Origin of the sequence: Mesorhizobium sp. J18, assembly GCF_007829525.1 — a bacterium.
In the GTDB taxonomy this organism is placed as follows: domain Bacteria; phylum Pseudomonadota; class Alphaproteobacteria; order Rhizobiales; family Rhizobiaceae; genus VLJP01.
Map to the genome: position 1 here is coordinate 1 of NZ_VLJP01000026.1, position 25,778 is coordinate 25,778.

A 25,778-nucleotide genomic window follows, 5' to 3' on the forward strand; every position below is an offset into this window, starting at 1 on the left:
GGGCAAGGATAGCGCAGGTTAGGAAGGCGGGGATGAAATGGTGAATGGGGATCGGTGAATGGTGAAGGGCGACAATGGCTTGGCGCGGAGAGGGCGGCGGATTTATCCCCGCGCGTGTTCCTTCCGCACAGCCGGGCGGAGAGGGGGAGACAGAATCGGCAAAATCAGCCGCCGGGACCGAGAGGCGGGTTCGTCCCTCCGCCGGCGCGCCCGTCATCCAGGTCCCGACGGTTCATGTCACCACGCAGAAGCCGGCTAATGATTAATGGCTCGGCCTAACCGCTATTGCTGACGGTCTCATTGAAATCGGAGAAGAACTGGCCTGCAAGCTTCTTGGATGAGGACTGGATCAGACGGCTGCCGAGCTGCGCCATCTTGCCGCCGACATCAGCCGACGCCTTGTAGATGAGAATGGTGGTGTCCGGTCCGTCCTCGGCAAGCGTCACCTCGGCACTGCCCTTGGCGAAGCCGGCCACGCCGCCCTTGCCTTCGCCCGCGATCGTATAGGAATGCGGCGGATTGAGATTCTTCAACTCCACCGCGCCGTTGAACTTCGCCTTGATCGGGCCGATCTTGAGGGAGACCGTCGCCTCGAATTCGGTGTCGGACTTCTTCTCCAGACTTTCGCAGCCGGGGATGCAGGTCTTCAGCACGTCCGGATCATTCAGCGCCAGCCACACTTTTTCTACCGGCGCCTCGATGCGCTCCTCACCTTCGATGATCATGGCCATGTGAACCCTCCTGATATGCGGATGCAAATGGCTAACCCAGCCGGAACGGCTTGTCCATCCGCCAGACGGCGGAGAAGGAGGTCAGGGCTTTCGGCGCGGGGCTCCGGAAGCACGCTTCTCCTCCAGATGACGCTTCAGGAGACGCACATTGCGCGTATTGGCCCTGTAGAAGACGTCGCCGATATCGCCCGCCAGCGGCACCAGCCCGATCAGATAGTCCAGGCCTGCATGGGCGATCATGCGCGCCTTCAGATGGTTCGGCGCTCCGGCCTTGTGCGCCTCCCAGATGATCCAGGCCGAAAGCGCGGTCGTCAGCGTGTCGCCGAGGACCGGGATGAGCCCGGCGAGCGAATCCCAGCCGAAGCGGAAACCGGCCAATGAGAATTGACGGTCGAGCAGCTTCTCCAGCGCGACCATTCTTCGCAGCCGACGCTCGTTCTCTTCGTCTAGGGCAAGATCCTCCGTGGTCAGAATTTCGCCTTCGAGCGGCTCCGGCATGACCGTTCAGGCTCCCCGGATAGAGCTTCGGAGAAACCCGGAAGGCGGGTGGAGGTTCTGCTGCATGGCTCTCGTCAGGCGGCGACGGAGCGCCGCCGCGCGGCCGCCGCCAGCTCGCGGATACCCGGCTCGATGTTCTGCACCGCAATGGAGGAGATGCCGAGCCGCATGAAGCGCGATCTGCGCTCGCCGCCATGGAAGAAGCGGGCGCCCGGCTCGATGAGCACGCTGCGTGTGGCGGCGGCCTCGGCCAGGAACTGGGTGTCGATTCCCGGCGGCCCCTCCATCCAGACGGAAGTGCCGCCGGCAACATCCGTGGCCTTCCAGTCGGGCATGAAATCGGCAACCGCCTCGGTGAGCTTTTGCCGCCTCTCCTCGAAGGCCGCCGAAAGCCGCCGGATGAGCGCATCGTGATGGCCGAGCGACAGGAACAGCGCCACCGCCCGCTGGTTGTTGGCCGGCGGATGGCGCAGCATGAAGCGCCTGAGCGCCCGCAGCTCTGCGATCAGTTCGGCCGGAGCCACCACATAGCCGAGGCGCAGGCCCGGTGCGAGCGTCTTCGACATGGAGCCGACATAGATGACCCGGCCTGTGTCATCTATCCCCTTCAGCGCCTCCTGCGGCGTCTCGTCGGCCAACTGGCTGTCATAATCGTCCTCGATGATGATGCGGTCGTGCCTTTCGGCACCCTTCAACAAGGCTTCGCGGCGCGGCCGGCTAAGCTGAACCATGGACGGACAATGATGGGCCGGCGTCGTGAAGACGAAACTGCAATCTTCGGGGATGGCATCGACATTCATGCCTTCTTCGTCGACCGGAACGGGGATGATCTCGGCCCCGGCAAGGCGGAAGATGCTGCGGGCATCGGGATAGCCTGGATCCTCCATCGCGACGCGCGCGCCTTTCCGCATGAGGAGCGTGGCCAGCATATAGAGTGCATGCTGGGCGCCGAGCGTCACGATGATCTCGTCCGGATTGGCGAAGATGCCGCGCCGCGGCAGGAGACGCGCCTGGATCTGCTCGATCAGGAGAGGGTCGTCGCGGTCGACCATGTCGGCCGCCCAATTGCGGATTTCCAGGACGGCGAGCGCCATACGGTTGCATTCGCGCCATTCGGCGGTCGGAAACAGGCCGGGATCGAACTGCCCGTAGACGAAGGGATAGGAGGACTTGATCCAGTTCTCGTTTTTCGGTCCTTCCGAAAGCTCGCTGGCGAAGACCTGCCGGCGCGCGCTCCAGTCGATGGAGCGGCTGTTCTTTTCGGCCTTGCGCGCCGGTTGCCGAGGCGGCGAGGCCAGCACCTCCGGATTGACGAAGTGCCCGCGCCGCTCGCGCGCCACGAGAAATCCCTGATCCACGAGCTGCTGGAAGGCAAGCACCACCGTGCCCCGCGCCACGCCGAGCTTTTCCGCCAGGATGCGGCAGGACGGCAGAGGCATGGTCGGCGCGATCTGGCGGTCAAGGATGGCGGCGACGATCGCCTGGCGGATTTGCGCCTGCAGCGTTTGGCCGGATTCGGGCGATATCTTGAACAGGCCGGACCAGATGGCCGTGTCGTTTCTTGCGGGCATGGCGTTTCTCTCCGGCGCAGAGCCTATAGGCGGTCGGCTGCGCTATCAAGTCTGGTCCAATGAATTACGCCAAAGTTTTGCTGATCTTTTCATTAGACGGTAACGCCGCCCCAAAAAGGGAAGGCGTCTGTTATGGTCGCCCCGGATGGTCTAATCCGGTTCCATAAGTTCAGGACGGAGTGTGAAGAGTGACGGAGATGGATTTCGGCAGTGCCTTGGAAGCGCTGGAGCGCAATCACCAGGAGGTGGCAAGCATGAACTTGCGGGCGGCCTTCGCCGATGACCCGGCGCGCTTCGAGAAGTTCTCCCTGTCTATGGACGACATGCTCCTCGATTATTCCAAATGCGCAGTCACGCAGGAGACGATGCAGCTTCTGGCGGAACTGGCAGGCGCAGCGCAGCTTGAAAAGCGGCGCGAAGCCATGTTCGCCGGCGAGCGCATCAATACGACGGAAAACCGCGCCGTTCTGCACACGGCATTGCGCAATCTCTCCGGCGATCCCGTCATGCTCGACGGCAAGGACGTCATGCCCGACGTTAAGGCCGTTCTTGCGGCGATGGGGGAATTCGCGACGGCCATCCGCGATGGATCGGCAAGCGGCGCTACGGGCAAGGCGATCACCGATGTCGTGAATATCGGCATTGGCGGGTCCGATCTCGGACCGGCCATGGCGACGCTCGCGCTCGCTCCCTACCATGACGGCCCGCGCGCGCATTACGTCTCCAATGTCGACGGGGCGCATATCGCGGACGTGCTGAAACCGCTCGATCCAGAAACGACGCTTTTCATCGTCGCCTCCAAGACCTTCACCACCGTCGAGACCATGACCAATGCAGCGACGGCGCGGCGGTGGATTGCCGACAGGCTCGGCGCGGATGCGGTCATTCGGCATTTCGCGGCCGTCTCGACGGCGCTGGACAAGGTCGCCGATTTCGGCATCGCGGAGGACCGGGTCTTCGGCTTCTGGGACTGGGTCGGCGGACGCTATTCGCTCTGGTCGGCCATCGGCCTGCCGATCATGATAGCCATCGGCCCGGAGAACTTCCGCCGCCTGCTTGCCGGCGCGGAGGCGATGGACCGGCATTTCCGCGAGGCGCCATTGCTCGAGAACATGCCGGTGGTGATGGGCCTGCTCGGCTATTGGCATCGCGTTTTCTGCAGCTATCCGGCCCGCGCGGTGATCCCCTACGATCAGCGGCTGGCGCGCCTGCCGGCCTATCTCCAGCAGCTCGATATGGAATCGAACGGCAAGCGCGTGGCCCTGAACGGAGCCGTGGTCGCGCCGACCGGGCCGCTGGTCTGGGGCGAGCCGGGCACCAACGGCCAGCATGCCTTCTTCCAGCTGCTGCATCAGGGCACGGACGTCGTTCCGGTCGAATTCATCGCCGCGGCGGAAGGCCACGAACCGGAGCTCAAGGAGCATCACGACCTGTTGCTCGCCAATTGTCTTGCCCAGTCGGAAGCCCTGATGCGCGGTCGCAGTCACGAGGAAGCGCTGGAGCAGTTGCGCGCCAAGGGCATGAAGGAGGCTGAAGCGAAAGCCCTGGCACCGCACCGCGTCTTCCCCGGCAACCGCCCCTCGGTGACGATTCTCTACCGCAGACTCGATCCGTTCTCCCTCGGACGCCTGATCGCCCTTTACGAGCATCGCGTCTTCGTCGAAGCTCAGCTTTTCGGCATCAATGCCTTCGATCAATGGGGCGTGGAGCTCGGCAAGGAGCTTGCGACCGGCCTGCTGCCGGTCGTCGAGGGCAAGGCGGGTGCAGGGGATCGCGATTCCTCGACAGCCGGCCTGGTCGCCCGCATCAACGCATTGCGCGGCAGTCGATGAAATCGGCGCGGGCCATCAGGGGCATCCTGTTCGACAAGGACGGCACCCTCGTCGATTTCCACAAGACCTGGTTCGCGATCGGCGCGCATATGGCATTGCTTGCCGCTGATGGCGACCGCGAACGGGCCGATGAACTCATGAACATTGCCGGCTATGATGCGGTGACCGGCGGATTCCGCGCCGACTCCGTCTTCGCGGCCGGCACCAATGCCGATATCGTGGCGCTCTGGTATCCGCATCTGTCGGCCGCCGGTCGTCTGGAGCGCGTCTCGGCGTTCGACCAGATAACGGCGGAAGAAGCAGCCGCGACTGCGGTGGCCGTGGACCGCTGCAAGGAAACGATCACGGAATTGCATCGTCGGGGATTTCGCCTTGGACTGGCGACCAACGATTCCACGAGCGGCGCCGAGCGCACGCTTCTGGCGCTCGGAATCGCGCAGATGTTCGATGCCGCTTTCGGCTATGACGCGGTGGCCAATCCGAAGCCGGCCCCGGACGTCATCCACGCCTTCGCCGACATGACCGGGCTACGGCCGTCCGAGATCGCGATGGTGGGCGATAATCGCCACGACCTCGACACCGGCAAGGCTGCAGGCGCCGGTTTGATCGTCGGTGTGCTCAGCGGCACCGGCACGCGCGAGACGCTGGCGGGTGCCGATGTGCTGCTCAATTCGATCGCTGACCTGCCGGCGCTTCTCAGTCCGGAGGAATGAGGCCGCCGACCCGGCTTCAACGCAATTCGCGTCTCAGGATCTTGCCCACATTGGTCTTCGGCAGTTCCGAACGGAACTCGACTTTTCTCGGCCGCTTGTAACCCGTCAGCTTGTCCCGGCAGAAGTCGAGTATATCCTTTTCGGTCAGCGACTGGTCCTTCTTCACGACAAAGAGTTTCGGCACCTCGCCGGAATGCTCGTCCGGTACGCCGATGGCCGCAACTTCGAGCACGCCCGGATGCTGCGAGACGACCTCCTCGATCTCGTTCGGATAGACGTTGAAGCCGGAGACGAGGATCATGTCCTTCTTGCGGTCGACGATCTTCACATAGCCGCGCTCGTCCATGAAGCCCATGTCGCCGGAGCGGAAGAAGCCGTCCTTCGTCATGACCTTGGCCGTCTCGTCGGGCCGGTTCCAGTAGCCGGTCATGACCTGTGGCCCGCGAATGCATATCTCGCCGACCTCACCGAGCGGAACGTCCTTGCCGTGCTCGTCGCGGATGGCGATTTCCGTCGAGGGAATGGGCAGGCCGATCGTCCCGGTGAACTCGTCGCTGTCGAACCGGTTGGTGGTGGCGACGGGCGACGTCTCCGAAAGGCCGTAGCCTTCCGCGATCGTATTGCCGGTCAGCCGCTTCCAGCGATCCGCCACCGACCGCTGCACGGCCATGCCGCCGCCGAAGGTCAGGATCAGCGGCTTGAAATCCAGCTTGTGGAAATCCTCGTTGTTCAGCAGCGCGTTGAAGAGCGTGTTGAGGCCCGGGAAGACGTGGAACGGCTTTCTGGAGAGCTCCTTCACAAAGGCGGGAATGTCACGCGGGTTGGGGATCAAAAGGTTCTCGGCCCCCTGCTGCACGCCCATGAGCGCGTTCACCGTCAGCGCATAGATGTGATAGAGCGGCAAGGCGCAGACATAGACCAGGCGCTCCGGCCGGGGATGCTTCCTGAAGGCCGCTTCCACCCATGCAGCGTTCTGCGCCACATTGGCGAGCACGTTTCGATGGGTAAGCGTGGCGCCTTTCGAAATGCCGGTCGTCCCGCCCGTATATTGCAGGAAGGCGATGTCGTCCTGGGTGAGTTCCGGCGGGTGGAAGGTCTTGGCCTTGCCCTGGCTCAGAGCGGCTTTGAAGGGGACATTGCCGGGCAGGGACCAGGACGGAACCATCTTCTTCACCCGGCGTACGACGAAATTGACGATGAGCCCCTTGAGGCCGAGGAGATCGCCCATCGTCGCTACGACGACGTGCTTGACCGGCGTCCTGGCGATCACCGTCTCCAGCGTCTTGGCGAAATTCTCCAGGATGACGATCGCTTCTGCGCCCGAATCCTTGAGCTGGTGCTCGAGTTCACGAGGCGTATAGAGCGGATTGACGTTGACGACGACAAGGCCGGCCTGCAGCACCGCCATCATCGCGACGGGATATTGCAGCACATTCGGCATCATGAGGGCGACGCGCGCACCCTTCTGCAGTCCCAGAGACTGGAGATAGGCGGCGAAGGCGGTGGACTGCTGCTCCAGTTCGCGGAAGGTCAGCGTCTTGCCCATGCAGGTGAAGGCAGGCCTGTCGGCATATTTGCGACAGGCTTCCACCATCAAGTCGCCGATGGAGTTGTATGTGATCGGCCCGATCTCCGCCGGGATGCCCTCCGGATAGCTTTTCAGCCAGGGCTTCGGGTCGAGCGAAGCCTTCGCGCTTGCCTTCGGGGCGCGTTTGGCCTTGGGGGCCGGTGCTTTCGCCTTCGGCTTCGGCTTGCCCGCAGAGGTTTTGCTCCCTGCCGCCTTTTCAAGCGAGGATTTCGGGGCAGCCTTGGCCGTAGCGGATTTCGCTTCGGCCTCGTCCTTGGAGGCCCTCGCTTTTTGTCGGGGTTTCCGCGTAGCGGTTGCTTGCTTGACCATGCTGCCTCCCTCGCAAATTTCTTTGCGGAATTTTATTTGTCCTATGCCGCAACAATCCGTTCACGGCATGTTTCACAGGCTCCTGGCGCCAACCTAACTATTGCGTGATGGATGGTTGGCGCAAGTATGCCAGATTCCGGCAAATATCCGGCTATTGGCCAAAACCTTCATGGCCTTCCAGGAACGACAATTCCTCCTCGGTGCTTTTGCGTTGGAGCGCCTTGTTCCTGTGCGGAAAGCGGCCGAAGCGCGCGATGATGTCGCGATGTTCGACGGCGTAGCGAATGCCTTCCTCGTCGCCGATCGCCTCGAAGAGCTGCACCGAGCGTTCCTGGTCCCCGAGTTCTTCGGAATGCTGGAACGGCAGGCAGAGGAACTGCCTTTCCTCGGGCGAAAGATCCTTGTCGAGCCCATTTTCCACAGCATTCCTGGCCAGTTTGAGAGCGAGAGAATCGGTGCTGAAGGCTTGCGGCGTGCGGCGGAACATGTTGCGCGGAAACTGGTCAAAGACGATGATGGCGGCAAGGGCCGTGCGCGGGTCCGTCATGGCCTCTTCCGGAAAATTCCGCTGTAAATCCGAATGCAGCGGAAGAAAACGCTCACGGATGGCCTTGTCGGTGGCATCCTTCTGCTGGAACCAATCTTCCGGTGTAAGTTCCCCGAACCAGAAGTTCAGCACGTCGTCTACCCATCCCTCGTGCATGATGTTTTCCTTTCCGTCCCGCAAATATGTCTGCCGACAGGCATTCCTTCCTGTGTATCCTATAGCAACACTTCTGCAGCTTGACCGTAGGGCAACACTGACGGGTGTTTCCTCGCCATTGGAACTTTGCTTATATGGCGCTTCCAGAGCCGATGGGAGTGGCTCGCATGATCTCAGGGGAGACCTCGATGAAAACCAAGACCATTTTCGCGGCGGCGCTACTCGCTGCCACGATGCTGAGCGGCGCGGCAAGCGCGAAGACCTTCGTCTATTGTTCGGAAGGATCGCCGGAAGGCTTCGATCCCGGCCTTTACACCGCCGGCACAACCTTCGACGCCGCTGCCCATACCGTCTACAACCGCCTTCTCGAATTCAAGCCGGGCACCACTGAAACAGAACCGGGCCTGGCGGAAAGCTGGGAGGTTTCCGATGACGGCCTGGAATACACCTTCAAGATCCGCTCCGGCGTGAAGTTCCAGACCACCGACTTCTTCACGCCGACCCGCGAACTGAACGCCGACGACATCATCTTCTCCTTCGAGCGTCAGTTGAAGGAGGACAATCCGTGGCACCAGTATGTCGCCGGCGCCGCGTGGGAATATTTCAGCGGTATGGGTTTCCCGGATCTCATCAAGTCGATCGAGAAGGTCGACGACATGACGGTGAAATTCGTGCTGAATCAGCCCGAGGCACCCTTCCTCGCCAATCTGGCGATGCCCTTCGCCTCGATCATGTCGAAGGAATATGCCGACAAGCTCGAAGCCGACGGCAATATGAACCAGCTCAACCAGCAGCCGCTCGGAACCGGGCCATTCGCCTTTGTCGCTTATCAGCCGGATGCGGTGATCCGCTACAAGGCGAATCCGGACTATTGGGGCGGGGCGCAGAAGATCGATGATCTCGTCTTCGCCATCACGCCGGACGCGTCGGTACGCTACCAGAAGCTGAAGGCTGGCGAATGCCATCTGATGCCGTTCCCGAACGCGGCCGATATCGAGTCGATGAAGGCCGATCCGAACCTCAAGGTGATGGAGCAGGAGGGCCTCAACATCGCCTATCTGGCCTACAACACCACGCAGGAGCCTTTCGACGATCCGAAGGTGCGCAAGGCGCTCAACATGGCGATCAACAAGGAAGCGATCGTGGAGGCCGTGTTCCAGGGCTTCGCAACGCCCGCCAAGAACCCAATCCCGCCGACCATGTGGTCCTACAACGACGCCGTCGAGGACGATTCCTATGATCCCGAGGCGGCGAAGAAGATGCTGGAAGAGGCAGGCGTGACGGATCTTTCCATGAAGGTCTGGGCGATGCCAGTCTCGCGTCCCTACATGTTGAATGCGCGCCGCGCAGCCGAACTCATCCAGTCGGACTTTGCCAAGATCGGGGTCAATGTCGAGATCGTGACCTATGAATGGGCCGAATATCTGGAGCGTTCCTCGGCAAAGGACCGCGACGGAGCGGTCCTCCTCGGCTGGACCGGCGACAATGGCGACCCGGACAACTTCCTGCACACTCTGCTCGGCTGTGATGCCGTCGGCGGCAACAACCGCGCCCAGTGGTGCAACGAGGAGTTCAACAAGCTGGTGACGGACGCCAAGCGCACCACCGACCAGGCGGAGCGCACCAGGCTCTACGAAGAGGCGCAGGTCGTCTTCAAGCGCGAGGCGCCCTGGGCCACGATCGACCACTCCTTGTCCGTCGTGCCGATGCGCAAGGAAGTCGAGGGCTTCGTCCAGAGCCCGCTGGGCGACTTTGCCTTCGACGGTGTAGACCTCGTCGAATAGTCGTCAAGAACCAGATACTGGAGGCGCGCCGGGCGACCGGCGCGCCCCATTTGCATGATGGTTGTAGATGGGGTCTGCTTCCAGCCGCCGGAGATCGAACCGCCATGTTTCGATTCATTCTGGGACGGCTTGCCGTCCTGATTCCTACTTTCATAGGGGTTTCCATCATTGCCTTTGCCTTCATCCGCGTCCTGCCGGGAGATCCGGTGATGCTGATGTCCGGCGAACGGGTGATGTCGCAGGAGCGCTATGAGCAGATCAGCCATGCACTCGGCTATGATCGCCCGCTCTTCGTCCAGTATTTCGACTATCTCGGCGGAATACTGACAGGCGATTTCGGCAATTCGATCGTTACCCGCAGGCCCGTGCTCGATGACTTTATGGCGCTCTTTCCCGCCACGCTCGAACTTTCGTTCTGCGCCATGTTCATCGCCGTTCTGATCGGCGTTCCGGCCGGCGTTTTCGCGGCCATCAAGCGCGGCTCCTTCTTCGATCAGACGATCATGAGCACCGCGCTTGTCGGCTATTCCATGCCGATCTTCTGGTGGGGCCTCCTGCTCATCATCGTCTTTTCCGGCATGCTCGGCTGGACGCCTGTATCGGGCCGCATATCGCTGCTCTACTATTTCCCGCCGGTGACCGGCTTCATGCTGATCGACTCGCTCCTGTCCGGCCAGGAGGGAGCCTTCGCCTCGGCGGCAAGCCATCTCATCCTGCCGTCTATCGTTCTGGCGACGATCCCGCTTGCCGTCATCGCCCGGCAGACGCGGTCAGCCATGCTGGAGGTGCTCGGCGAGGATTATGTCCGCACCGCACGTGCCAAGGGCCTCTCGCCCTTCCGCGTCGTCGGCATTCACGCATTGCGCAACGCGCTCATCCCGGTGATCACGACCATCGGCCTCCAGATTGGCGTCATGCTGGCGGGCGCGATCCTGACCGAAACCATCTTTTCCTGGCCCGGCATCGGCAAATGGATGGTCGATTCGGTTTTCAGGCGTGACTATCCCGTGATCCAAAGCGGTCTGCTGATCATCGCCGGCATCATCATGCTGGTGAATCTGTTGGTCGACCTGCTCTACGGTCTCATCAATCCGCGCATCAGGCATTGAGGTAGGATGATGACGGACACGTCTGCAACCTCTGCCAGAATGCAGGATTCGTCGCGCCGCCGCAGGCTGGTGGAGTTCTGGTTCTACTTTTCCGAAAACCGCGGCGCCGTCATCGGGCTCGTCGTCTTCCTTCTCCTCGTCGTGGTGGCGATCGCCGCGCCGCTGCTGGCGCCGCATGCGCCCAATGCCCAATATCGCGACGCGATCCTGGTCCCGCCATTCTGGGAGGATGGCGGCCGCGCCGCCTTCCCGCTCGGCACCGACGCCGTCGGCCGCGACATGCTCTCGCGGCTCCTCTATGGCGCGCGGTTCTCGCTCTTCATCGGTGTCGCCGTCACCGCGCTGGCGCTGACGGTCGGCGTGCTGATCGGCGTTGTCGCAGGCTATTTCCGGGGCTGGATCGATACCGTGATCATGCGGCTGATGGATATCATCCTCGCCTTCCCCTCGCTGCTTCTGGCGCTCGTTCTGGTGGCGGTGCTCGGGCCAGGTCTTGGCAACGCCATGATCGCCATCGCGCTCGTCCTGCAGCCGCATTTCGTCCGTCTGACCCGCGCGGCGGTTATGGGGGAGAAGGGACGCGAATATGTCATCGCCGCCCGGGTCGCCGGCGCCAGCAATCTCAGGCTGATGTTCAAGACGATCCTGCCCAATTGCACGGCGCCGCTGATCGTCCAGGCGACGCTGTCGGTCTCGACCGCCATCCTCGATGCTGCCGCTCTCGGCTTCCTCGGAATGGGTGCGCAGCCGCCGACGCCGGAATGGGGCACCATGCTGGCCGAGGCGCGTGAATTCATCCTGCGCGCCTGGTGGGTGGTGACTTTCCCGGGCCTTGCCATCCTCATCGCCGTGCTCGCTATCAATCTCATGGGCGACGGCCTGCGCGACGCGCTCGATCCCAAGCTGAAGAGGTCGTGACCATGGCGCTTCTGGAAATCGAAAACCTCGTGGTCGAATTCGCGACTGCATCCGGGCCATTCCGCGCGGTTGACGGCATATCGCTTTCGGTCAATGAGGGCGAGGTGCTGGCGATCGTGGGAGAATCCGGCTCGGGCAAGTCCGTGTCGATGCTGGCGGTCATGGGGCTGTTGCCCTGGACGGCCAAGGTGACGGCAGACCGCATGGCCTTCCGGGGCCGGGACCTGATGAAGCTTTCCTCCCCGGACCGGCGCAAGATCATCGGCAAGGACATTGCCATGATCTTTCAGGAGCCGATCGCCAGCCTCAATCCGTGCTTCACGGTCGGCTTTCAGATCGAGGAGGTTCTGCGCGAGCATCTGGGCCTCGACGGCAAGGCAAGGCGCCGACGCGCCATAGAACTTCTGAAAGCCGTCGGCATTCCCGATCCGGAGGAGCGCCTCGGCGCATTTCCGCACCAGATGTCCGGCGGCCAGTGCCAGCGCGTCATGATCGCCATCGCCATTGCCTGCAATCCGAAACTCCTGATCGCCGACGAACCGACGACCGCGCTCGACGTGACGATCCAGAAGCAGATACTGGATCTGCTCATGCGGCTTCAGACCGAGCACGGCATGGGCATGATCATGATCACCCACAATATGGGCGTTGTGGCCGAGACGGCCGATCGCGTGGTCGTGCAGTATCGCGGCCGCAAGATGGAGGAGGCCGACGTGCTCTCGCTCTTCGAGGCGCCGAAGCATGCCTATACGAAGGCGCTTCTGTCGGCTTTGCCGGAAAACGCCGTCGGCGATCGTCTTCCGACCATGCCGGATTTCGCGACGCTTGAGGCAAGTCAGGATTTGGGGACGTTGCGATGAACCGCATCATCCTGGAAACGCGCAACATCGTCCGCGACTATCACATCGGCGGCAGCCTCTTCCGCAAGCCGAAGACGGTCCATGCCGTCAAGGGGGTGAGCCTGAAGGTGGAAGAAGGCAAGACGCTGGCTATTGTCGGGGAGAGTGGCTGCGGCAAGTCCACGCTGGCGCGTATGATCACCATGATCGACCCGCCGACCGCCGGCGAACTCCTGATCGAAGGCGAGAAGGTAGACATAGCACATCAGAAGCTGGCGCCCGAGCTGCGCCGCAAGGTGCAGATCGTCTTCCAGAACCCCTATGGCTCGCTCAACCCGCGCCAGAAGATCGGCGATGTGCTGATGGAGCCGCTGATCATCAATACCGACATTCCCGCCGGTGAGCGGCGTGAACGGGCCATGCAGATGCTGACCAAGGTCGGGCTCGACGAAAAGCATTTCAACCGCTACCCGCACATGTTCTCCGGCGGCCAGCGCCAGCGCATCGCGATCGCCCGCGCGCTGATGCTCAATCCGAAACTTCTGGTGCTGGACGAACCGGTCTCCGCGCTCGATCTTTCGGTGCAGGCGCAGGTCCTGAACCTGCTTGGCGATCTGCAGGACGAGTTCGGGCTGACCTATGTCTTCATCAGCCATGACCTGTCCGTGGTCCGCTACATCGCCGACGACGTCATGGTGATGTATTTCGGCGAAGCGGTGGAATATGGCAGCCGCGACGAGGTATTCTCGTCGCCGAAGCACGACTACACAAAGACGCTTTTCGCCGCGACGCCGCGAGCCGACGTGGAGAGCATCCGGGCGCGGCTTGCCCGCAAGGCTGCATGACTTTTCCTGGCAGGCCGGAGGCGATGATCGGCCTCGGCCAGCCTTCCTGGCCCGATAATGGCTTCGCCTGCCGAATCGAGGCAGCGATGCAACACTTTTGAAAGAAAACGAAAAGGGCAGGCCCGGTATGCTTGACCGGCGGTGCATGGCCGCCATGAATGACAGCTGGAACAAATAAAGAAGGGTGCGTGGTGGTCGGGACGGATGTTGTGGGTGCTGCCGGTAAAGCGAACCGCTTTGGGATCGCGCGCCGGGAGTTGGTGTTGGGCTGCCTGGCACTGATGGTTTCCGGTTGCGCTTCGCGGCGGAAGGTCGTTGAGGCGCCGTCGCCGCCGCCTCCCTTTCAACTGGCTCCTGAACTCAGGCGACAGCGTGTCGCCTATTATGGGACGGAGGAGCCGGGGACGATCGTCGTCAATGTATCGGAGCGTTTCCTGTATTTCGTCGAGGAGGACGGCATGGCGACGCGCTATGGTGTCGCCGTTGGCGAGGAGGGGCTGACCTTCAAGGGCAGGGCCAAGATCGGCCGCAAGGCCGAGTGGCCGTCATGGACGCCGACCGCAAACATGATCAAGCGCAAGCCGCATCTGGCAAAATATGCGGCAGGAGTTCCAGGCGGAGAAAACAATCCGCTTGGTGCTCGCGCGCTCTATCTCTATCGTAACGGGCGCGATACCATGTTTCGGATCCATGGCACCAACGAGCCTTGGCTGATAGGCACTGCAGTGTCGAATGGATGCATTCGCCTGACCAACGAAGACATCATAGATTTGTATGAGCGTACCCCGACGGGCGCGCCGGTACTGGTCATCTGATCCGGCCTGATAAAGTACGGATAGCCTCCTTTTTCCAGCAGCAGCCCGTCAACTTGTCCGCGGCTCCGGCATAGAGTTTCTCCGTTAACCAGCAAACCAACTGTGTCTTTCCTGCACTAGGCTTCTGTAACGAATGCCGTTACCTTCCCGTCCATTGGGGGGTCGTTGCGTAGATAATCTACTCCACTTACGGGGAAAGGATTTGCCCGATGGTCAGAATACTAGTTCCAGTGGTTCTTCTGTTCGCTGTCGCCGGCCTTAGCGCCTGCGGAACGATCGGAAAAGGCAAGGGGAAAGCCCCGCCTCCGGTTGTTGAGCCGGCTCCGGTGGCTGAGGAAATCATCACCAAGTAACCCATACTTGGGCTTTGATGGGAAAGTGCCGGCCGGCACTTTCCCATCAATTACTGGCCTGAACCCGCTCTTGGCGGCGGGGCGGGCATGTAGTTCCATGCAATTTTGAGGTTCCGGATGGGGATGACGCCTGTCTGTGCTCGTCTGGTGCTTGCGGCGCTACTCGCTCTCATGGCGGCCGCGTGTCAAACGGACGATTTGCCTCCTCAGCCGCGTTTCATTTCCTTTGCACCGGATGACGGAATAGCCGTGCCGATGTCGACGGCCGCGGCGCAAAGTGCTCCGGCAGCGCCGGCTCGAAACAGCGAACGGCAGTATTTCATAGAATTCCGCTCCCGTTATGCCTTGAGCTACGGCCACTCCTATGTGGTTTTCGGCCGCGCGACCGAGACAGGGGAGATGATCAATCCCGAAGTAGCGGGCCTTCACCCGGCCTCGAACAGCCCGGTCCCCTACGTACTGGGGCATATCATCCCGGTACCGGCCGAAACCGGCTGGAGTGACGGAGATCTGGAAGAAGAATACAGGTCGGCGAGTTGGCGAGTGATGCTCAATGAAGACGAGTATAACAAGGTCGTCGCATATATCCGGAAGTTGCAGTCCAGTTCCGTTACCTGGAATGCGACGGTCTACAACTGCAACGCTTTCGTCGGAAGCATCGCGCGCTTCATGGGCTACAGGACACCTTCCAAGTGGCTCCGGTCCCAGCAGTTCATCACCAAGCTTCGGGAGATGAACACGGACGACAACACGACCCTTTCCTCGGCAGCAGCCGGGTTTCGAAGGGAATAGCGTCGCAAACACAGACGTCCCGGTCAGCCGGGCCTATAATGGCAGGCGATTCGCTGGCCTGTCGGATACGGTTCGGCTGATGCCTGCATGGACCTGCGCCGAAGCCTTCGGCCCGTGTTCCGAATTCCCGTTGGCAGAACGTTCGATCATACTAATAGGTCCCGACCGGCGAGAGGCTCTGGAGTGAAGATAGGCGTGGCTACCATTGGGGAGATCGTCTGGGTCCTCGGCATAATTGCCTGGTATATCATACGATATCCCTTCGAACGGCGGGCCAGACGCCGGAGAGTGGTGACCGACCGCAGTTCTCCGGCTGATGGCATCGGCCTTGCCTCGGCGCTCTTCGGCATGGCGATCCTTCCTGGATTCTACGTTGCAAGCGGCATTCCGAAGGTTGCCGACCATCCGGTCAACGCCTGGGCCGTTGCCTTCGGAACGATCATTTTTGCCGCCGCGCTGTGGGTTTTTCGCAAATCCCACAAGGAACTCGGCCGAAACTGGTCCATCACGCTGGAGATTCGGGAAAGCCACAAGCTGGTCGATACGGGGCTTTACGCCAGAATTCGCCATCCCATGTACACCTCGTTTCTGCTCATGGCGGTCGGACAGGCCTTTCTCCTGGCGAACTGGGTCGCGGGCCTGGCCGGCCTGGTCGGCTTTGCGGTTCTTTTTTTTCTGCGGGTGGGTAAGGAAGAGCGTATGATGCTGGAGATTTTCGGTGCGGAGTACCGCGCCTATATGGAAAGGACCAAGAGAATAGTTCCTTATATTTATTGAGGTCCTGTGATGAGAGGCCGAGTCATCAAGCTTTCGGCGTCCCGACGTCTGGTCGGCGACCTGATGCGGTTTTCGATCAGAGTGCCGCGGGTCACGGTGCAGCGGCGCATGAACCTCGCTCCCCTCATGAAGGCGAGGATGAGCCAAACGCCCAGACCCTCCTGGACCGTGATCTTTCTGAAGGGATATGCGCTTCTTGCCCGCGAGGTGCCCGAATTGCGGCGCGCCTATGTGAAGCTGCCCCGGCCGCAACTCTACGAGTATCCCGTTAGCGTGGCCTCGATCGCCTATGAGCGCGAATATGAAGGCGAGCGGGCCGTGCTATTGAGCAGCATAAAGGCCCCGGAACGGTTCTCGGTCGCCGAACTCGATGAAATGATTCAGAGGGTGCGGTCGCGCCCGGTTCTCGAGGTCAAGGATTTTCAACGCGCCCTGAAACTCGCCCGTGCGCCGGCGCCGATCAGATGGCTGCTGATGTGGCTGGGGCTCAATATCGCCCGGCAGAGGGCAAACTATTTCGGCACCTTTCAGCTATCCGTCTATTCCGGGCTTGGGGCCGAATCCTTCAATCCGCTCACCCCTTTGACCACGCTTCTCAACTACGGCACGATCGACAAGGACGGATTCGTCAATGTCCGGATCCTCTACGACCATCGGGTCATGGATGGAGCCAATGTCGCACGGGCACTGGAAATGTTCGAGACGATCCTGAACGGTGCCGTCGCCGAGGAAATGTCTCCGGCCGATGCCGATGAGAGCGGCGCGCGCAGAGCGGCGCGCGCGTAATTGCAAGGCCGATTTCCCGCCCGATCACAGCCGCATCAGAGGGCCAGCGCCGCTTCCTGTTCTGGCCCCTGCCGTCTCGGCTGAATTTGCTCTCTGGCTATTGATTGATCTCAGGCTCGACGAGCCTTGCCAGATTTCGCAACGACTCCTGCCACCCGAGATAACAGGCCTCGGGAGGGATGAGATCCGGGATGCCGGCCTGCACGATATCGAGTTCGGTACCGACCGATACTTGCTTCAAGGTCACGGTCACCTGCATCTCGCCAGGCAGGTTCGGATCGTCGAATTTGTCCGTGTAGCGCAAGCGCTCACCGGGCACGAGTTCGACATATTCGCCGCCAAATGCGTGGCTTTGGCCCGTTGTGAAGTTGCGGAACGACATCCTGAAGGTGCCGCCGACCTTCGGCTCCAGATGGTGGACGGTACAGGCGAAGCCGTTTGGCGGAAGCCATTTTGCGAGCGCGTCCGCTTCGAGGAACGCGCGGTAGACTTTCTCCGGGCTGGTTGCCAGAACGCGGTGCAGGCTTACGGTGCTGGGCATGTGGTCTATCCTTGTGAGTTTGACGGATGGCTCCCATGAATCGCCAATCCACGCATCAAGGACGAACGAGGATTTGCCAGTCCGACACGGGATCTCACATTTCTAGCGCGCCGCCAGTTGACCTCCAGGACGGGCGAGGGAGACTGAGACAGGAAAACATGGAAAATCCGACAGGACCTGTGTCGAAACTCAACCTTGCCGCGAAGGACCGGTATCTCCATTGAAGACATTGAACCTCCTGCATTATGCAGCATTTCGCGCCGTCATGCTGACCGGCACGGTGAGCGGGGCTGCGGAACTTCTCGGGCGGAGCCAGCCGGCCGTTAGCCGGCTCCTCGACAAGCTTGAATATGAGCTTGGTGTTTCCCTCTTCGAGCGGCGCAGGGGCCAGATCACGCCGACGTCTGTCGCGCATCTTCTGCTCGACGAGATCGAACGGGCCTATGTTTCGCTGGAAGCGCTGAGCAGCTTTGCCTCTCGGCTGGCAAGCGGCGAGGGTGGCGAGATCAGCCTCGCTGTCATGCCGGCGCTGGGCATCAATTTCGTGCCGCGTCTGCTGGCCGAGTTCAGGCGGGACTGGCCGAAGACCAAAGTTACCCTGAATGTCCGCATGTCGGTCAAGATCGAGGAATGGGCTGCCGCGCAGCAAATCGATTTCGGCCTGGCGGAGACGCCCTTCAGGCGCTCCGGATTCCGTACGTCGATCTTCAGCAACGCACCATATATCGCGGTCGTGCCGCGCCATCACCCGCTTGCAGACCGGAGCCGACTCGGCCCGGGCGATCTCCGTGAAGGTCCGTTTATCTCATGGACCTCTTTCGTGTCGGCGCGGCATCTCCTTGACCAGGCGCTGCAGTCCAGCAGCGTCAAGGTGGATGCCGCCTATGAGACGACTTTTTCGATCTCGGCATATGAAATGGTCAAGCAGGGCATAGGCATCGCGATCATCGATCCCTACACGGCGGTTGAGCAGCTTGACGATCGGGTGAGGCTCATTCCCTTCGCACCGCAGATTCCATTCAACGTCGCCTTGCTGAGGCCGGAGTCGCGGGCGGCGAACCCTGCCGCAGATGCCTTGCTGGAAGTGATGGCGGAAAAACGTGACCGGCTGCTGGCGCAACTGCCACGATGACTAGGTATGCATTACGCACATATCAATCCACGATAATTCTATTTTGAACATTGCTCTTTCCTCGCTTTATTGGCGTGGTGATCATCCAGGGAACGGGCCGCCGATGCCGCCGAAGCTTACCGAGATGCAGGGCAGAGATTACGACGTTGTTGTGATCGGTGCCGGCATCAACGGGGCAAGTGCGGCGCGTGAACTGGCTATGGCCGGTTACAAAGTGCTGTTGGCCGAAAAGCGTGATTTCGCCGCTGGCGCTTCCAGCCGCTCCTCACGCATTCTGCATTGCGGCCTTCGCTATTTCGAAACGCCCAATCCCATTCGCAGCTTTGCGCTTCATCCGCGACGCTTTGCCGGCGCCGTGCGCATGGCACGGGCCGGAATGGAAGCGCGAGCGGAACTGGTGAAGCGCGAGCCAGGGCGCTGCAAGCTCTTCACCATGTGCTTTCCCGTCTATCCGGAGAGCCCGGTCCGCCGTTGGCACCTGGATCTCGGCTTTCGCATCCTGCGGCATCTCGGGCCGCCGGAACCGCCGCTTGCCTACCGCCGGCTGACGAAGGATTTCAAAAGCCATCTGCCGTTCGCAGGCCATATGCGTGACCTGCATCGGCTGCAGTCCATCGCCACTTACCGCGAATATGTCATGGACTGGCCGGACCGGCTTTGCGTGGATGCGGCCCTCGACGCGGAGGAGAATGGAGCGGAAATACGTCTCTTCTGCGAGGCCGAGATCGTGAGGAAGGAGCAGGGCAGGTGGGTTGTCCAACTCACGGACCATGACCGTGGCGAGGCTACCGAAATTCGCGCCGCCCTCGTGCTGAACATGGCTGGAACCTGGATAGACAAGGTGAATGCCGTTGCCGCGACTGGCGCCGCCCCCCGACTTATTCGCGGCACGAAGGGCGCCCATATCGCAGTTCGGCTGCCGGATTCCTATCAAGGCTACGGCATTGCCACGATCAACCGGAGCGGCATGCCGTTCTATTGCCTGCCATCCCATGACGACTGCTTCTATTTCGGGCCGACGGAATCGCCTTTCGACGGCGACGCGACCGATGTCGCAGCCAGTGACGAAGACATCGATTTCCTGCTTGCTGAGGCCAACCATATGCTTCCCGGGCTGGGGCTGACCCGCCGCCATGTCGAGTTTACCTGGGCCGGAGTGCGCCCGCTCACCTTCGATGAGCAGCAGCCCATGGGCCGACGCACACGCGAGGTCCATGACCTTGCCAGCGCCGGAAGGGCGGGCATTTTCGCCATGACTGCCGGGCCGGTTATGACCCATCTGAGCGCGGGGCGCGAGATGAGGCGGGTTGTCGAGAAGCATTTCAGGCCGACACGCGGTCTCACCGAAAGGCAGGTTTCGGCCGCACGAGTTGGCGGTTTCGGTATTTCGTGCCCGATTGCCGGGGGCAGGCAGGCTGCCTTCCGCAGGGCGGTGTTGGCGGAGTATGCGCGGGATCTGAAGGGCATCCTTTATACCAGGACAGGTCTCGCCTGGCGCGGCCATCTGGATCGAGGTGAAGTGGAAGAGGCCGCAAGCTACGTCGCCGATCTCGTCGGCTGGTCGAAGGAGAGAACCGCCCGGGAGGTCGATAAATTCATCCAATATCAGAAGACGGTGTTCCGCACCGCATCAGACCCGATTCAATCAAGAGCAACGACATCAACAATGGGAGATGTTCAAGCATGAAACGCAGATCTGCATTGAAAACCATTGCCGCCCTCGCCATCACGCTGGCGGCGGGTACGGTACTCTCTGCCAACGGAGCGCAGGCAGCCGATTCGCGGCTGACGGAAATCATTGAGCGCGGAGTGGTGCGTGTCGGCGTGCTGGGGGCCTTCAAGCCCTGGTCCTTCCCTGCTCCCGATGGCTCCATGCAAGGCATAGAGGTCGATCTGGCCCAGTCAGTCGCCGATGCACTCGGCGTCGAACTTGAGACCGTTGTCGTCACCTCCGCTAACCGCATGCAGTTCCTTCAGCAGGGCAAGATCGACGTCATCATCGGCGGCATGTACGATACCACTGACCGTCGTAAGGTGATCGGCATCATCGAACCGGCCTACTGGACCTCCGGTCCGACCTTGCTGGCCAAGGAAGGAGTGATCAAGGATTGGAAGGATATCGCCGGCAAGCCCGTCTGCGGCAAGCAGGGTGTCCATTACAACAAGGCGATCGAGACGGAATACAAGGCCAACATCGTCGCTTTCACGGGCAATACGGAAGGCAAGGAGGCCTTGCGCTCGGGAAAGTGCATTGCTTGGGTCTATGACGATGCAAGCATCATGGCCGACCTCGCCTCCGGTGAGTGGGAAGGCTATGAAATGCCGGTATCTGTCCTTTACAACAATCCCTGGGCTGCCGCGGTGTCCCTGGAGGAACTGGACGAGGCATGGGGCGTGTTCATGTCAGGCATGGCCTATCGCTGGCAAGCTTCCGGTCAACTGATCGAACTTGAGAAGAAATGGAAGGTAAAGCCGTCCGACTGGATTGCCGAACAGCACGAAAAGCACAAGTGGGACATGAGCTATCTGGAAGGCAGCAACTAAGCCGAAGTTCGACGGAACGTTGATCAATGACCGGTTGCCAGAGCTGACATGTTCCAGTTGATCGCGCCATTCTTCCAGGATCTCTATAATCGCACAGGCCTGAACTTCATCGTTTTCTACGACAGCTACGAATATGAGCGGTTCCTGTCCGGCATCAGCATATCGCTGCAACTGATACTCTGGTCGATCGTCCTGTCGCTGGTGATCGGCATATTGGGAGCCTGGGCGCAGAGCGCCCGGTCTCCCGTGCTGCGTGGCCTGATGGATGCCTATATCCAGGCATTCCGCAATACCCCGCCGATGATCCAACTCCTCTTCTTCTACTTCGCTCTCGGCACATTCACGCCACAAGTCGACATGGGAGGCTACTATCAGCCGCTGATTTCGTCCTTCATGTGGGCGATCATTTCGCTGGGCATTTTCGGTGGCGCCTTCAATGTCGAAATCTTTCGCGCCGGCCTGGAGGCCGTGCCGGAATCGACGAAGGAAGCTGCTGAGAGCCTGTGCATGACCAAATGGCAGACATACATGCATGTCACGCTGCCATTGGCATTCCGCATCAGCCTTCCCGCGCTTACCAACAATCTCGTCAGCCTCGCCAAGACGACGTCGCTTGCCTATGTCATTTCCGTCCCGGAGATGACCTACACGCTCAACCAGGTGTGGTCGGACAATGTGAACGTTCCGGAGATGATGCTGATTCTGTTTCTCTTCTACGTGCTCGTGGTGTCGCTACTGGCTGCCGGGCTTCATTTTCTGGAGCGCAGGCTAGCCCTGCCTGGATACGGCCAATGAGCGGCATGGCGTTTCGCATCGAAGCCCGCCGCTTTGGCGGAGGCAGCTTCTGTTCACATGTCCACTGGCGGCATGGCCTTTGGCTGGGACTGGCCTTTTTCGGCTCGCTTGTCTTCGCCTATGCGCAATCAGAACCCGGGCAGCAGGTGCCGTCGGCCATCAGCACGCTGATCCTGTGGCTGCCTTTCATCCTCAAAGGCTTCGGTCTCAATCTCCTGATGAGCTTCATCGCAATGGCCGCCGCGACTGTTCTTGGGATCGGACTGGGACTGTTGCAAATCAGCAAACTGCCGCTTCTGCGGTGGCCTGCCTGGTTCGTTACGCATCTGTTCCGAAATTCGCCGTGGCTGGTGATCCTGTTCATGGTCATGTTCCTGGTGCCGTTCGAGATGTATCTGCCCGGCGGAGAGAGAGTCATGCTACCGGACTGGATCAAGGCAACATTCGCCTTTTCGCTGCCGGTGATGGCCAATATCAGCGAGATCCTGCGCGGTGCCATCAATTCCATCCCGAAGGGGCAGTGGGAGTCTGCCGAAAGCCTCGCCTTCACGCGAGGGCAGACATTGCGCTGGATCATCTTGCCTCAATGCGTCAGGCGCGCCATCCCGCCATGGATGAACTGGTATGCGCTGCTGGCGCTGGCGACGCCTATGGCCTCGATCCTCGGCGTGCGTGAGGCAGTAAGCAATACCCAGGCCGCCATGGAGGCGTCAGGCGCGCGGCCGGAATTTCTCATTCCATTCTATCTTTTCCTGCTGTGCCTGTTCTTCGCCTACATCTACCCGATCGCAATCTGGACGCGGAAGCTTGAGCGAAAATATGCCGTTGCAAACTAATTCGAACGCCCGTGGCGCGAACCCGCAACCGAACTGGGCGCCCGACATGCCGATCATATCGCTGCGGGACGTGCACAAATCCTTTGGCGCCGTCGAGGTGTTGAAAGGCATCAGTTTCGACGTTCGCAAGGGTGAGGTGGTCTGCATCATCGGCCCGTCGGGCTCCGGCAAGTCGACGCTGATCCGCTGCATCAACGGTCTCAACAATATCCAAAAGGGCTCGATCAAGGTCGAAGGGCAGGAAGTGAACGACCCGAAGCTCGATCTGCTGTCCCTGCGCAAAAAGGTCGGCATCGTCTTTCAGCAGTACAATCTCTTCCCGCACAAGACGGCCCTACAGAACGTCATGATGGCGCCGGTTCTGGTGCTAAGGGAGCCGAAGAGGGAGGTCGAGGAAAGGGCCCGCGCGCTGATCGCCAAGGTCCGTCTTCAAGGCAAGGAGGATGCTTATCCGGGTGAATTGTCGGGCGGTCAGCAGCAGCGTGTCGCCATCGCTCGCAGCCTCGCCATGCGGCCGGATATCATGTTGTTCGACGAGGTGACCGCCGCACTCGACCCCGAGACGGTGAAGGAGGTTCTGCTGACGATCAGGGAACTCGCGGCCGAGGGCATGACATGCATCCTCGTCACGCATGAGATGGGCTTTGCACGGGAGGTCGCGGACCATGTCTATTTCACCGATCGAGGCGTGATCGTGGAGCACGGTCCGCCGGATCAGTTCTTCACCAAAGCAAATGACCCGAGAACGAGGCAGTTCCTTAGCCAGGTTCTTTAGGATCGAAGGAGTTTCGGCCCGAAGCTTTCGAGCTATCGGCCAAGAAAGTTGAACCAGACAGGCCGGCGACGGCGGCGCGCAGACGGACCCATCTACGCGGACGATCGTGCTTGGCCAAAATTCGGCAGGAGAATGAAATGAACGGGCCGGAAGCCAGGACCATTACCAAAGATCCGCTGCTGCAGCCATTGACCATCAAGAAACTGACATTGCGCAACCGCATCATGAGCACCAGCCATGCCTGCGGGCTGGAAGTCGGCGGCATGCCGGAAGAGGCATATCAGCGCTATCACGAGGAGAAGGCGCGGGGCGGGCTGGCGCTTTCCATGTTCGGCGGCTCGTCCAATGTGGATCGCGATTCGCCCAACATCTTCCGCCAGCTCAATGTCGGCACGGATGCCATCATCCCGCATCTCCAGCAGTTCAGCACGCGCATGCATGCGCAAGGTGCGGCCCTGATGTGCCAGATCACGCATCTCGGCCGCCGCGGCGATCCCTACGCGGGCGACCGGCTTTCCACCATCGGCCCCTCGCCGGTGCGCGAAACCCTTCATCGCAGCATCCCGAAGGAGATGGATGATCACGACATCGACCGCGTTGTGAAGGCTTATGCGCAAGCTGCCCTGCGCTGCAAGGAGGGTGGCCTCGACGGGATCGAGACGCTGGCGGGCGGCCATCTGATCGGTCAGTTCCTGTCGCCGGTGACCAACCGCAGAACTGATCGTTTCGGCGGCTCGCTGGAAAGCCGCCTGCGTTTCGGTCTCATGGTGCATGAAGCCATCCGCAACGCGGTCGGGGATGATTTCTTAGTCGGCATGCGCTTCGTGGTGGATGAAGGCCCGGACGGCGGATTGGGCTTCGAGGAATGCGTGAAGGCGGCCTTGATACTCAAACAGGCCGGCGCGATCGACTTCTTCAACGCCATTTACGGAACGATGGATACGACCCGCGCACTGGCCGAAGAGAACATGCCGGGCATGGGCTCGCCGCTGGCGCCCTGGGTCAAGCCGGTCGGCGCTTTCCGGCACGAGGTCGGACTGCCGGTCTTTCATGCCGCGCGCATTGCCGACGTGGCATCCGCCCGCTTTGCGGTGGCGGAAGGCATGCTGGACATGGCGGGCATGACGCGGGCGCAGATCGCCGATCCGCATCTGGTGGAGAAGCTCGCCGGCGGACGCGAAACCGAGATACGCCCTTGCGTCGGGGCAACGCATTGCCAGTCGCCTTACCGGCCCTCCTGCCTTCACAATGCCGCGACGGGCCGCGAACTGACGCTGCGCCATGTCATCGAGAAGGCCGAAGGAGGCGCGCGCAAGGTGGTCGTCGTCGGCGGCGGTCCGGCCGGCCTGGAAGCAGCGCGCGTCAGCGCGGAACGCGGCCATGCCGTCTCGCTCTACGAGGCGGGCAGCGACCTTGGCGGACAGATCCGCATCGGCGCGACCGGCTCCTGGCGGCGTGATCTCATGGGCATTGTCGAATGGCGCGAGGCCGAACTGCAGCGCCTCGGCGTTTCGGTGCACACCAACAGCTATATGGAAAGCGCCGACATCGCCGCCCTGGAGCCGGATGTCGTCATCCTCGCCACGGGCGGCCTGCCGAATATCGACCTTCAGGAGGGGGCGGAATTGTGCCTCAACACCTGGGACGTGCTGACGGGGCAGGTTCCGCTGCATGGCGAGGTTCTGATCTATGACGGAACCGGCCGGCATCCCGGCCCGCTTGCTGCTGAACAGGCGCGCGAGGCGGGCGCCGAGGTGACCTATGTGTCCATTGACGCCCAGCTTTCGGAAGAACTGACCTATGCGGAGCGGCTGCGCTGGAAGAAACGCTTCCTGCAGCTCGACGTGAAGCCGGTCTTCGAGAGCCGGCTTTTCGCCGTCCGTCGCAAGGACAACCGGCTCGAAGCGAGCTTCCTGAACGAGATCTCGCGCGAGGTGACAAGCGTTCTCGTGGATCAGGTCATCGTGGAGCAGGGGAGCATCCCGATGGACGAGGTCTATTTCGAACTGCGTGGGCAGTCGGCAAATGACGGCGTGACCGACCTCGACGCGATGGTGAAAGCGGCGCCGCAGCCGCGCCTGCGGGAGGACGGCTTCGAACTGCACCGCATCGGCGATGCCGTCTCGAGCCGGAATATCCACGCCGCCGTGCTGGATGCCTTGCGGATATGCAGCGCGCTCTGACAATGCGCC

At 61.3% G+C, this 25,778-nt stretch carries 25 protein-coding genes; 19 read left to right on the forward strand and 6 right to left on the reverse strand.

All coding sequences use genetic code 11. The features are described 5' to 3' along the window. Positions 1 to 275: 275 nt before the first annotated feature. The 3 genes from L598_RS11505 to L598_RS11515 form a co-directional block, all read right to left on the reverse strand. Positions 276 to 731, reverse strand: coding sequence for a carbon monoxide dehydrogenase subunit G (locus L598_RS11505; protein ID WP_144862667.1), 456 nt, complete (start codon positions 729 to 731; stop codon positions 276 to 278). A gap of 81 nt (positions 732 to 812) precedes the next feature. Then, entirely contained in the window at positions 813 to 1,229 is a 417-nt protein-coding gene (locus tag L598_RS11510) for a DUF4112 domain-containing protein (RefSeq protein ID WP_144862668.1), read from the reverse strand. A gap of 74 nt (positions 1,230 to 1,303) precedes the next feature. Continuing rightward, positions 1,304 to 2,800 (reverse strand): PLP-dependent aminotransferase family protein, encoded by a 1,497-nt coding sequence (locus L598_RS11515; RefSeq protein WP_144862669.1) that lies wholly within the window; start codon positions 2,798 to 2,800, stop codon positions 1,304 to 1,306. A 197-nt stretch (positions 2,801 to 2,997) separates the two neighbouring features. Between L598_RS11515 and pgi the strand changes: the two genes are divergently transcribed. Further along, positions 2,998 to 4,632, forward strand: coding sequence for a glucose-6-phosphate isomerase (gene pgi, locus L598_RS11520; protein ID WP_144862702.1), 1,635 nt, complete (start codon positions 2,998 to 3,000; stop codon positions 4,630 to 4,632). After that, positions 4,629 to 5,345 (forward strand): HAD family hydrolase, encoded by a 717-nt coding sequence (locus L598_RS11525; RefSeq protein ID WP_144862670.1) that lies wholly within the window; start codon positions 4,629 to 4,631, stop codon positions 5,343 to 5,345. The genes pgi and L598_RS11525 overlap by 4 nt, the downstream gene beginning before the upstream one ends. Positions 5,346 to 5,361: 16 nt before the next feature. Here L598_RS11525 and L598_RS11530 read toward each other — a convergent pair whose 3' ends face one another. Both L598_RS11530 and L598_RS11535 read right to left on the reverse strand, forming a co-directional pair. Continuing rightward, complete coding sequence (locus L598_RS11530) at positions 5,362 to 7,242, reverse strand: long-chain fatty acid--CoA ligase (protein ID WP_144862671.1); 1,881 nt, start codon at positions 7,240 to 7,242, stop codon at positions 5,362 to 5,364. Positions 7,243 to 7,393: 151 nt separating this feature from the next. Next, entirely contained in the window at positions 7,394 to 7,945 is a 552-nt protein-coding gene (locus L598_RS11535) for a DUF924 family protein (protein WP_144862672.1), read from the reverse strand. 188 nt (positions 7,946 to 8,133) lie between these two features. Here L598_RS11535 and L598_RS11540 point away from each other — a divergent pair, with 188 nt between their 5' ends. The 10 genes from L598_RS11540 (at position 8,134) to L598_RS11585 (ending at position 16,963) form a co-directional block, all read left to right on the forward strand. Then, the gene (locus L598_RS11540) at positions 8,134 to 9,729 is read left to right on the forward strand and encodes an ABC transporter substrate-binding protein (RefSeq protein WP_144862673.1); all 1,596 of its coding nucleotides are present in this window, start codon (positions 8,134 to 8,136) and stop codon (positions 9,727 to 9,729) included. A 104-nt stretch (positions 9,730 to 9,833) separates the two neighbouring features. Continuing rightward, the gene (locus L598_RS11545) at positions 9,834 to 10,838 is read left to right on the forward strand and encodes an ABC transporter permease subunit (protein WP_144862674.1); all 1,005 of its coding nucleotides are present in this window, start codon (positions 9,834 to 9,836) and stop codon (positions 10,836 to 10,838) included. A gap of 9 nt (positions 10,839 to 10,847) precedes the next feature. Next, entirely contained in the window at positions 10,848 to 11,756 is a 909-nt protein-coding gene (locus L598_RS11550) for an ABC transporter permease subunit (RefSeq protein WP_144862675.1), read from the forward strand. A 2-nt stretch (positions 11,757 to 11,758) separates the two neighbouring features. Next, entirely contained in the window at positions 11,759 to 12,616 is an 858-nt protein-coding gene (locus L598_RS11555) for an ABC transporter ATP-binding protein (RefSeq protein WP_144862676.1), read from the forward strand. Continuing rightward, positions 12,613 to 13,440 carry a dipeptide ABC transporter ATP-binding protein gene (locus tag L598_RS11560; protein WP_144862677.1) on the forward strand — a complete coding sequence of 276 codons (828 nt, stop codon included), beginning with the start codon at positions 12,613 to 12,615 and terminating at the stop codon, positions 13,438 to 13,440. Before L598_RS11555 ends, L598_RS11560 begins: the two co-directional genes overlap by 4 nt. A gap of 281 nt (positions 13,441 to 13,721) precedes the next feature. Continuing rightward, a complete protein-coding gene (locus tag L598_RS11565; protein ID WP_246658724.1) occupies positions 13,722 to 14,255 on the forward strand; it encodes a L,D-transpeptidase in 534 nt (177 codons plus the stop codon). Between the two features lie 209 nt (positions 14,256 to 14,464). Further along, positions 14,465 to 14,608: an ABC transporter gene (locus L598_RS21770; protein WP_144862679.1), complete on the forward strand. Its 144-nt coding sequence runs from the start codon at positions 14,465 to 14,467 to the stop codon at positions 14,606 to 14,608. Positions 14,609 to 14,731: 123 nt separating this feature from the next. Next, complete coding sequence (locus L598_RS11575) at positions 14,732 to 15,400, forward strand: hypothetical protein (RefSeq protein ID WP_144862703.1); 669 nt, start codon at positions 14,732 to 14,734, stop codon at positions 15,398 to 15,400. A 189-nt stretch (positions 15,401 to 15,589) separates the two neighbouring features. After that, entirely contained in the window at positions 15,590 to 16,177 is a 588-nt protein-coding gene (locus tag L598_RS11580) for a protein-S-isoprenylcysteine O-methyltransferase (protein ID WP_144862704.1), read from the forward strand. A 9-nt stretch (positions 16,178 to 16,186) separates the two neighbouring features. Next, positions 16,187 to 16,963 (forward strand): 2-oxo acid dehydrogenase subunit E2, encoded by a 777-nt coding sequence (locus L598_RS11585; protein ID WP_144862680.1) that lies wholly within the window; start codon positions 16,187 to 16,189, stop codon positions 16,961 to 16,963. A 97-nt stretch (positions 16,964 to 17,060) separates the two neighbouring features. On the opposite strand, the gene L598_RS11590 is transcribed toward L598_RS11585, so the two are convergent. Next, complete coding sequence (locus tag L598_RS11590) at positions 17,061 to 17,504, reverse strand: SRPBCC family protein (protein WP_144862681.1); 444 nt, start codon at positions 17,502 to 17,504, stop codon at positions 17,061 to 17,063. Positions 17,505 to 17,724: 220 nt separating this feature from the next. Here L598_RS11590 and L598_RS11595 point away from each other — a divergent pair, with 220 nt between their 5' ends. From L598_RS11595 to L598_RS11625, 7 genes are all read left to right on the forward strand, one after another. Continuing rightward, the gene (locus L598_RS11595) at positions 17,725 to 18,636 is read left to right on the forward strand and encodes a LysR substrate-binding domain-containing protein (RefSeq protein WP_246658723.1); all 912 of its coding nucleotides are present in this window, start codon (positions 17,725 to 17,727) and stop codon (positions 18,634 to 18,636) included. 103 nt (positions 18,637 to 18,739) lie between these two features. Further along, positions 18,740 to 20,323, forward strand: coding sequence for an FAD-dependent oxidoreductase (locus L598_RS11600; protein ID WP_144862682.1), 1,584 nt, complete (start codon positions 18,740 to 18,742; stop codon positions 20,321 to 20,323). After that, positions 20,320 to 21,180, forward strand: a complete 861-nt coding sequence (locus tag L598_RS11605; RefSeq protein ID WP_144862683.1) for a transporter substrate-binding domain-containing protein — start codon at positions 20,320 to 20,322, stop codon at positions 21,178 to 21,180. The genes L598_RS11600 and L598_RS11605 overlap by 4 nt, the downstream gene beginning before the upstream one ends. 48 nt (positions 21,181 to 21,228) lie before the next feature. Then, positions 21,229 to 21,975: an amino acid ABC transporter permease gene (locus L598_RS11610; RefSeq protein WP_144862684.1), complete on the forward strand. Its 747-nt coding sequence runs from the start codon at positions 21,229 to 21,231 to the stop codon at positions 21,973 to 21,975. Next, a complete protein-coding gene (locus L598_RS11615; RefSeq protein ID WP_144862685.1) occupies positions 21,972 to 22,811 on the forward strand; it encodes an amino acid ABC transporter permease in 840 nt (279 codons plus the stop codon). The genes L598_RS11610 and L598_RS11615 overlap by 4 nt, the downstream gene beginning before the upstream one ends. 46 nt (positions 22,812 to 22,857) lie before the next feature. Further along, entirely contained in the window at positions 22,858 to 23,586 is a 729-nt protein-coding gene (locus tag L598_RS11620; protein WP_144862686.1) for an amino acid ABC transporter ATP-binding protein, read from the forward strand. Positions 23,587 to 23,723: 137 nt separating this feature from the next. Beyond that, entirely contained in the window at positions 23,724 to 25,769 is a 2,046-nt protein-coding gene (locus L598_RS11625; RefSeq protein WP_144862687.1) for an NADH:flavin oxidoreductase, read from the forward strand. The last annotated feature ends 9 nt before the right edge of the window (positions 25,770 to 25,778 follow it).